The sequence below is a fragment of the Delftia sp. UME58 genome (genome assembly GCF_014170385.1).
Lineage (GTDB): Bacteria > Pseudomonadota > Gammaproteobacteria > Burkholderiales > Burkholderiaceae_C > Comamonas > Comamonas acidovorans.
Map to the genome: position 1 here is coordinate 89,550 of NZ_LZZV01000086.1, position 8,471 is coordinate 98,020.

The 8,471-nt window shown below is 69.3% G+C and carries 9 protein-coding genes; 6 read left to right on the forward strand and 3 right to left on the reverse strand.

Annotated features, from left to right (window positions below; genetic code table 11):
- The first annotated feature begins 10 nt into the window (after positions 1-10).
- On the forward strand, positions 11-1,078 hold the full coding sequence (locus A9976_RS21335) for a porin (RefSeq protein ID WP_183020666.1): 1,068 nt from the start codon (positions 11-13) through the stop codon (positions 1,076-1,078).
- A gap of 29 nt (positions 1,079-1,107) precedes the next feature.
- On the forward strand, positions 1,108-2,403 hold the full coding sequence (locus A9976_RS21340) for an MFS transporter (RefSeq protein ID WP_183020667.1): 1,296 nt from the start codon (positions 1,108-1,110) through the stop codon (positions 2,401-2,403).
- Positions 2,404-2,409: 6 nt separating this feature from the next.
- On the opposite strand, the gene A9976_RS21345 is transcribed toward A9976_RS21340, so the two are convergent.
- On the reverse strand, positions 2,410-3,318 hold the full coding sequence (locus A9976_RS21345) for a LysR family transcriptional regulator (RefSeq protein ID WP_183020668.1): 909 nt from the start codon (positions 3,316-3,318) through the stop codon (positions 2,410-2,412).
- A 72-nt stretch (positions 3,319-3,390) separates the two neighbouring features.
- Between A9976_RS21345 and A9976_RS21350 the strand changes: the two genes are divergently transcribed.
- The 4 genes from A9976_RS21350 (at position 3,391) to A9976_RS21365 (ending at position 6,683) form a co-directional block, all read left to right on the forward strand.
- Positions 3,391-4,056, forward strand: a complete 666-nt coding sequence (locus A9976_RS21350; RefSeq protein ID WP_183020669.1) for an HAD family hydrolase — start codon at positions 3,391-3,393, stop codon at positions 4,054-4,056.
- 66 nt (positions 4,057-4,122) lie between these two features.
- On the forward strand, positions 4,123-5,136 hold the full coding sequence (locus A9976_RS21355; protein ID WP_183020670.1) for a tripartite tricarboxylate transporter substrate binding protein BugD: 1,014 nt from the start codon (positions 4,123-4,125) through the stop codon (positions 5,134-5,136).
- A 19-nt stretch (positions 5,137-5,155) separates the two neighbouring features.
- Positions 5,156-6,298: a DSD1 family PLP-dependent enzyme gene (locus A9976_RS21360; protein WP_183020671.1), complete on the forward strand. Its 1,143-nt coding sequence runs from the start codon at positions 5,156-5,158 to the stop codon at positions 6,296-6,298.
- Positions 6,288-6,683: a RidA family protein gene (locus A9976_RS21365; RefSeq protein WP_183020672.1), complete on the forward strand. Its 396-nt coding sequence runs from the start codon at positions 6,288-6,290 to the stop codon at positions 6,681-6,683. The genes A9976_RS21360 and A9976_RS21365 overlap by 11 nt, the downstream gene beginning before the upstream one ends.
- A 30-nt stretch (positions 6,684-6,713) precedes the next feature.
- Here the strand turns inward: A9976_RS21365 and corA are convergent, their stop codons facing one another.
- Together corA and A9976_RS21375 are read right to left on the reverse strand one after the other, a co-directional pair.
- Positions 6,714-7,700: a magnesium/cobalt transporter CorA gene (gene corA / locus A9976_RS21370; protein ID WP_141830746.1), complete on the reverse strand. Its 987-nt coding sequence runs from the start codon at positions 7,698-7,700 to the stop codon at positions 6,714-6,716.
- A gap of 173 nt (positions 7,701-7,873) precedes the next feature.
- Positions 7,874-8,471, reverse strand: a 598-nt coding sequence (locus tag A9976_RS21375) for a uracil-DNA glycosylase family protein (protein ID WP_310889407.1), incomplete at its 5' end; no start/stop codon positions are given.

Consider the following 8,471-nt stretch of genomic DNA (forward strand, 5'->3'; position numbering starts at 1 on the left):
AGACAACCCCATGAAAACCATCCATACGCCCATGCTGGGCGTGGCGCTAGCCTGCCTGGCGTCCTTGCCCGGTGCCGCTTCGGCGCAGTCCAAGGTCGAGATCTTCGGCGTCGTCGATGTCGGCGTCACGCACCTGAACGGCTCCGGCCCCTCCAAGACCGGCCTGTCCACGGGCGGCGCCAACATCAGCCGCCTCGGCTTTCGCGGCACGGAAGAGCTGGGCGGCGGCCTGCGTGCGGGCTTCTGGCTGGAGGCGGGCATGGACGTGGACAGCGGCTCGGGCAAGGCCAGCGGTGGCGGCCTGAGCTTCAACCGCCGCTCCACCGTGAGCCTGTCGGGCGACTTCGGCGAAGTGCGCCTGGGCCGCGATGACTCGGCCACCTTCCTGAGCACGCTGATCTTCGACCCCTTCCTCACCAACGGCGTGGGCGGCACCATGGGCTTCACCATGCTGGGCATTCCCGGCACGGGCACGGCCACGGGCGGCGCGCCCATCCAGATCAGCAACGCGGTCAGCTACTTGCTGCCGCAGAACCTGGGCGGCTTCTACGGCCAGGTGCAGGTGGCCATGGGCGAGCAGGCGCGCAGCGCACCCAACAAGAACCAGGGCGACTACCGCGGCCTGCGCTTCGGCTACCGCCAGGGCCCCTTCAACGGCGCGCTGGCCACGGGCAAGTTCTATGGCGACAGCGATGCGACCAACCTCACGGCCAGCAACGTGGGCCTGAGCTGGGACTTCGGCGTGGCCAAGCCCATGCTGCTGTGGGCCAGCGAAAAGCGCGGCGCCCTCAAGGTCACCGCCCTGCAGCTGGGCGTGACCGCGCCCGTGGGCATGGGCGAGTTCAAGGCCTCCTACGGCCACTACAACACCGACGGCAGCAATGCCGACTGGAACAAGATCAGCGTGGGCTACGGGCACAACCTGTCCAAGCGCACCCAGGTCTACGGCACGGTGGCCTTCCTCAAGAACAAGGACGGCGCGGCCAAGTCCATCGGCGTGCAGGGCCTGTCGGCCCCGGGCACCACGCTGGGCGGCCGCTCCTCCGGCTTCGAGGTGGGCGTGCGCCACTTCTTCTGATACAGCCCATCGGGCGATAGAGACTTGCCATGAAAGATATGCGTGCGGCCCGGTGGTGGGGGGTGATCAGCCTCTTCATCATCGTCGCCATCTCCTATGTGGACCGGATCAACCTTTCGATCCTCATCCTCGACCAGGGATTTCTGGACCACATCGGGCTGACGCACGACGACCGCACGCGCCAGGGCCTGCTGGCCACGGCCTTCATGGTGGGCTACGGCGTTTCTTCCTTCGTGTTGACGCCGTTTTGCGCGGCGCTCTTCGGCGTGCGCCGAAGCCTGGTGGTCGGCCTGCTGCTGTGGGGCGCCGTGTCCTTTCTGTCCCCGGCCATGAACAGCTATGGCCTGCTGCTGGCCTCGCGCATCCTGCTGGGCATCTCCGAAGGGCCGCTGTACTCGCTGGCGGGCAGCTACATCAAGGCGCATTTCCAGAGCCACGAGAACGGCCTGCCCAACTCCTTCGTGAACATGGGCACGGGCCTGGGGCTGGCGGTGGGCTACCCGCTGATCGGCTACCTGGTGGCCGGCCATGACTGGCAGACCTCGTTCCACGTGCTGGGCCTGATCAATGTGGCCATCGGCATTCCGCTGGTGCTGGCCTTCATCCGCATGCCCCGCTTGGACACCGGCATGCCGCGCCCGCGCTCGCTGGGCGAGGCGGTGGGACAGGTCGGGCAGATCGTGCGCGGCGCCGTGCACACGCGCTATCTGGTGCTGGTGGCCGTGCTGTCGGCGGCCTTCTTCTCCTACCTCTGGGGCAGCAGCAACTGGCTGCCGGCCTATCTGGAGTCGCGCGGCTTTTCGCTGCGCGAGATGGGCTGGCTGGCCTCGCTGCCCCAATACGCCACGGTGCTGGCCGTGCTGATCGGCGGCATCGTCATCGACCGCCTGCCGCGCCGCCAGGTGCCGCTGATCTTCGTCGGCGGCAGCCTGGGCCTGGCGCTGTCCATCTGGCTGGCCATCCACATGGAGGACCGCTACGCGGCGGCCTACTGCCTGATCGCCGCCAACTTCTGCTGGGGCCTGATGAGCCCGGCCATTCCCAGCACCGTGCAGTACTGCGCGCGGCCCGAGCATGTGGCCAGCGCCTACGGCGTCGTCAACGGCACGGCGACCCTGGTGGCGGGCTTCATGCCTGCGCTCATGGGGGCCGTCATCGGCTGGACCTCGCATTCGGCCGGTGGCGGTTTCGTCGCCGGCTTCAGCCTGCTGGTGGGCACGCAGCTGGTGGTCATGGTCTGCGGCCTGGTGCTGTGGCTGCGCGAGCGCGGCCAGGGCACCCACGGTGCCAGCGATGCCCGGGACAGGTCCGCCCGCACGGCCTGACCTGCACTACAGCACGCCCGCTGCCGCGCACTGCTCCAGAAACGTCACCAGGGCCTGCACGCGCGCCGTGCGGCCCTTGCGCGTGGGCACCAGCAGGGTGACGGGCGCGCTGCCGAAATGCCAGTCGGGCAGCACGCGCACCAGCCGGCCCTCGTCAACGGCCTGCTCCATGTCCCATTGCGAACGCAGCACCAGGCCCAGGCCCTGCTCGGCCCAGTGGCGGGCCACGCCGCCATCGTTGGTGACGTAGGACGGCGTCACGCGCAGGGTCTGGCCGTCCGCGGCACGCCGGCTGGCGGCCGGGCGCAGGTGCCACAGCGTCACGTCCTCCTCGTTCTCGCGGATGCAGATGCAGGCGTGCTCCAGCAATTCGCGCGGCGTGGCGGGCGTGCCGTGGCGGCGCAGGTAGTCGGGGCTGGCGCAAAGCCAGCGGTCATTGGCGGCCAGCTCGCGCGCCACCCAGGAGGAGTCGCGCACCGCGCCGATGTGGACCACGGCGTCGGCATCGTGGCGGTCGGGGAAGGGCGTTTCGCGCAGGTCCAGCTGCAGTTTCAGTTGCGGGTGCTGGCGCGTGAAGGGCACCAGGGCCGGCGCCAGCCGGCTGCGCCCGTAGCCAAAGGGCGCGGCAATGCGCAGCGTGCCGCCCAGCTGGCGGGCATCGCCATGCAGCGAGTCGCGCAACTCCTCGATCTGGCCCAGCAGCCGCACGGCCTCGCGGGCGAAGCGCTCGCCCTCGGGCGTCAGCGCCAGGCGCCGCGCGCTGCGGTTGGCCAGGGACAGGCCCAGTTCGGCCTCCAGCCGGCGCAGCCGCATGGACAGGGCGGGCGGCGTCACATCGAGCGCACGGGCTGCGGCGCTCAGCGAGCTTTCGCGCAGCAGGGCGGCGGCAAGCTGCAGGTCTTCGATGGCAATCATTCAATTTGCCTTAACGATTGATGATGGCGGATTTAACCACGACCATGGTCTTGGTCCGTACAGTGCCAAGGCATGAACACCCCATACCCCACCTCTGCCGCATGGCCCCGGGCCGTGCTCTTCGACCTGCTGACCGCCTTGCTGGACTCCTGGACCGTCTGGAATGCGGCCGCCGGCAGCGAGGCTGCCGGGCGCGACTGGCGCGCCGAATACCTGCGCCTGACCTATGGCTGCGGCGCCTACCAGCCCTATGAGGACCTGGTGCGCACGGCGGCCCGCAACCGGGGCCTGCCCGAGGCGGTGGCCGACAGGCTGGAGGCGCAATGGGAGCAGCTGCAGCCCTGGGATGGCGCACGCGAGCTGCTGGCCGCCCTGCGCCCGCACTGCCGCCTGGCCGTGGTGACCAATTGCTCCGAGCGCCTGGGTCAACGTGCCGCCGCGCTGCTGGGCGTGGACTGGGATGTGGTGGTGACCTCGGAAGCAGCAGGCTTCTACAAGCCCGACCCCCGGCCCTACCAGCTGGCGCTGGACCGGCTGGGGCTGCCTGCTGGCCAGGCTGCCTTCGTGGCCGGATCAGGCTATGACCTGTTCGGCACCTCGGCCGTGGGCCTGCGTACTTTCTGGCACAACTGCGTGGGCCTGTCGCGGCCCACGGGTGCGCCGCAGGCCGAGGCCGAAGCACCCACGCTGGCGCCGGCACTGCCCTGGCTCAGGGATTTTTCCCTGCAGCAGGGCTGAACCCCGAGGGTGCAGCCGGTGCTGTGCCCGCCGTCCTTTCCTGTCCACCCTTGTGAGGAGCCTGCCATGCAGCTGCGTCCAGCCCTGCCGTTGTCCCTTGTGTCCGCATTCCCGGTCCTGTCCATCGTCTGTGCCATGGCGTGGAGCCAGGGAGCCCTGGCGCAGGCCGGCGCTGCCTTTCCGGCCAGGCCGGTCACGCTGGTCGTGCCGTTTCCCCCGGGAGGCCCCAGCGATGCGCTGGCCCGTGCCGTGGCTCAGAAGATGGGGGAGCATCTGGGCCAACCCCTGGTGATCGAGAACCTGGGTGGCGCCAATGGAACCATCGGCCTGAACCAGGCGCGCAAGGCCGCCGCCGACGGCTACACCCTGTCCTTTGGCGGCATAGGCACGCATGTGGTCAATGTGGCCTTGTACCGCAAGCTGCCCTATGACCCCGTGGCCGACTTCGCCCCAGTGGGACCTGCGGGCGCGGCGCCCATGCTGCTGCTGGCGCGTGCCAATCTGCCGGCCTCCGACCTGCGCCAGTTCGCCGAGTGGCTCAAGCGCAACCAGGCCGCAGCCTCCTATGGCAGCGCCGGCGTGGGCTCGATATCGCACTATGGGTGCGTGCTGCTGCTGTCGGCGCTGGGCCAAAGCCCCACCCATGTTCCCTATCGCGGGATCGCGCCTGCCATGAACGATCTCATGGGCGGACAGACCGATTTCATGTGCGACCAGACGACGACGGCGCTGCCGCAGATCGCGGGCGGCCGCATCAAGGCGATTGCGGTGCTGGGAACACAGCGACTGGCGCAGCTGCCGGGCACGGCGGCCAGCGCCGAGGCCGGCCACGCCCTGCAGGCGCGCTCATGGAATGCGATCTTCGCACCACGCGGCACGCCGCCGGCGGTGCTCGCGCGGCTGACGCGGTCGCTGCAGCACGCCATGGGCGATGCGGGCCTGCGCGCACAGATGGCCGCGCTGGGGGTGGAGCTGCCGTCGCCCGAGCAGGCCGTGCCGGCCACGGTCTCCGCCTTGATCGAACAGGGACTGCGCAACGATGTGCCTGCCCTCAAGGCCAAAGGCCAATACCTGGATTGACGATGGAGAGAGAAACACCATGCAAGACACACTTCTGACCCTGGACACGCCCGCTGCCGTGATCGACCTCGCACGCATGCAGCGCAACATCCACCGCATGCAGCAGCGCATGGACGCGCAGGGCGTGCGCCTGCGCCCCCATGTGAAGACCAGCAAGAGCGTGCCCGTGGCCGCCGCGCAGCGTGCGGCCGGGGCCTCGGGCATCACGGTCTCCACCTTGAAGGAGGCCGAGCAGTTCTTTGCCGCTGGCACCACCGACATCCTCTATGCCGTGAGCATGGCCCCGCACCGCCTGCCGCAGGCCCTGCAACTGCGCCGGCGCGGCTGCGACCTCAAGCTCATCGTGGATAGCGTGGCGGCGGCCCGGGCCATTGCCGTCTTTGGCCAGGAGCAGGGCGAGGCCTTCGAGGTGTGGATAGAGATCGACACCGACGGCCACCGCTCCGGCGTGGGCGCAGACGATACGCCGCTGCTGCTGGCCATTGGCCGCACGCTGCACGACGGCGGCATGCGCCTGGGCGGCGTGCTCACGCACGCGGGCTCCAGCTACGAGCTGGATACGCCCGAGGCGCTGCAGGCCCTGGCCGAGCGCGAGCGCACCAGCTGCGTGCAGGCCGCCGAGGCCCTGCGCGCGGCCGGCCTGCCGTGCCCCGTGGTCAGCGTGGGCTCCACGCCCACGGCGCTGGCGGCCAGCCGGCTGGACGGCGTGACCGAGGTGCGCGCAGGCGTCTATGTGTTCTTCGACCTGGTGATGCGCAACATCGGCGTGTGCGCGGCCGAGGACGTGGCGCTGTCGGTGCTGGCCACCGTGATCGGCCACCAGGCCGACAAGGGCTGGGCCATCGTGGATGCGGGCTGGATGGCCATGAGCCGCGACCGTGGCACGGCCCGGCAGAAACAGGACTTCGGCTACGGCCAGGTCTGCGACCTGCAGGGGCGGGTGATGCCGGGCTTGGTGCTCACGGGCGCCAACCAGGAGCACGGCATTCTGGCCCGGGCCGATGGCGCGGCGGAGGCCGACATCGCCACGCGCTTTCCCCTGGGCACGCGACTGCGCATCCTGCCCAACCATGCCTGCGCCACGGGCGCGCAGTTCCCGGCCTACCAGGCGCTGGCGGCAGATGGCTCGGTGCAAACCTGGGAGCGGCTCCATGGCTGGTGAAAACGGGATCGATCTGCGCCAGGCATCGCCGAACCTGCCTGCGCCGGGCGGCCACTACAGCCACACGGCCACGGGCCAGGGGCTGGTCTTCGTGTCAGGGCAGCTGCCCATACGGCCCGACGGCACGCGCCTGGTGGATGCCGGTTTCGAGGACCAGGCCCGGCAGGCGCTGGCCAACCTGGCTGCGGCGCTGGAGCTGGCCGGCAGCGGCGTGCCGCGGCTGCTGCAGGTGCGCGTGTACCTGGACGACATGGCGCACTGGCCGGCCTTTGACCGCATCTACGCGGACTGGGCCGGCACGCACCGGCCCGCGCGTGCCGTGGTGCCCACGGGGGCGCTGCATTTCGGGTTGAAGGTGGAGATCGAGGCCGTGGCGCTGGCCTGAAAAGCGCCGGCCCGAGGGGGCCGGCTGCCGCTACTTCAGCCAGCCGCGCTTGCGGAAGTAGAGCATGGGCCCCACGGCGCTGAGCACCATGAGCCCGATGACGTAGACGTAGCCGAACTCCCATTCCAGCTCGGGCATGAAGCGGAAGTTCATGCCGTAGACGCTGGCGATCAGCGTGGGCGGCAGCAGGGCCACGCTGGCCACCGAGAAGATCTTGATGATCTTGTTCTGGTTGATGTTGATGAAGCCGACCGTGGCATCCATCAGGAAGTTGATCTTGTCGAAGAGGAAGGCCGTGTGGCTGTCCAGCGATTCGATGTCGCGCAGGATCTGGCGCGCTTCCTCGAACTGCTCGGCATTGAGCATCTTGGAGCGCATCATGAAGCTGACGGCGCGGCGCGTGTCCATGACGTTGCGGCGGATGCGGCCGTTCAAGTCTTCCTGGCGCGCGATGGCGCCCAGCACCTCGCGGGCCACGTCGTCGGTCACGTCGCCGGACAGCACCATCTGGCTGGCTTTTTCGAGGTCGTCGTAGATGCGCTCCAGCGTGTCGGCCGAGTATTCGGCATCGGCGTCGAAGAGCTTGAGCAGCACGTCCTTGGCCTCGTCGATCAGGCCCGGCGCGCGGCGCGCGCGCATGCGCAGCAGGCGAAAGACCGGCACGTCCTCGTCGTGGATGGAGAACAATACGCCGCAGCTGCGCAGGTTCTTGTTGTGCTCGTTGACGATGAAGGCCACGCGCACCGAACGCGGGTCCTCGTCATCGTCGATCAGGAAGTCGCTGCGGATGTGCAGCTCGCCATTGTCTTCTTCGTAGAAGCGGGCCGATTCCTCGATGTCGTCGTCCATCGCATCCTCGGGGATGGACAGCTCGTAGTGCTGCTTGATCCAGCGCTTTTCCTCGACCGTGGGCGATTCCAGGTCCACCCAGATCGGCTTGAAGCGGGACAGCTCCTCCAGCGACTCGATCTCTTCTTGGACCAGGCGGCCATTGGCCAGCGTAAAGATGTTGAGCATAGGCTCACTCCAGGTGTTCTTCTCGGGCGTGCGGGGTATCGGAGGTGCTTTCAACCCCACAGGCCAACCGGGAGTTGAAAGCTACCAACTGGGGTAGGTTTCCACGGAGCTTTCTCCAAGATGCAAAGCGTTAGATTATGCAGCGTTGCGCTGCAACATGCGGGCCGGCTGCGCTATTCGGAAGCGGCTCCAGGGGGCATCTGGCGGCCTGTCACAAAAGCCTGCGCATGGCACAGGTCGGCCCAGGCGCCGGCCTTGGCCTGGGGGGCGCGCAGCAGGTAGTTGGGGTCGTAGCTGACCACGGCGGGCACGCCCGCAATGCGGTGCGGCTCGGCACGCAGGCGGCCCAGCGCCTCCTGGCGCTGCAGCACGGCGCGCGCCGTGGCCAGGCCCAGCACCAGCACGCAGGCCGGGCGCAGATCGCGCAGCAGTGCCTCCAGCGACGGTTGCAGCGCCGGGACCTGGGGCGCCTCCTGGCCTTCGGCCGCAGGCTGCACGCGGTGCAGGGCGGCGCTGTACAGGCGCGGATGGTCCTGCAGGTTCAGCGCGCGCAGCATGTTGTCCAGCAGCCGGGCCGCGTCGCCTTCCAGCGCGGTGCGCGCGCAGTCGGGGCCGGGACGCTGGGCGGGTGGCAGGGGCAGGGAGTTGGCGGGCGGCTCCAGCAGGATCAGCCAGCCGCCTTCGCCGCCATCACCGGCAGGCGGCGTTGCCGCATACACGGGCCGCACGGGGCCCAGCCGCCAGCCCAGCCCCGGGGCACCGGCCACGGGC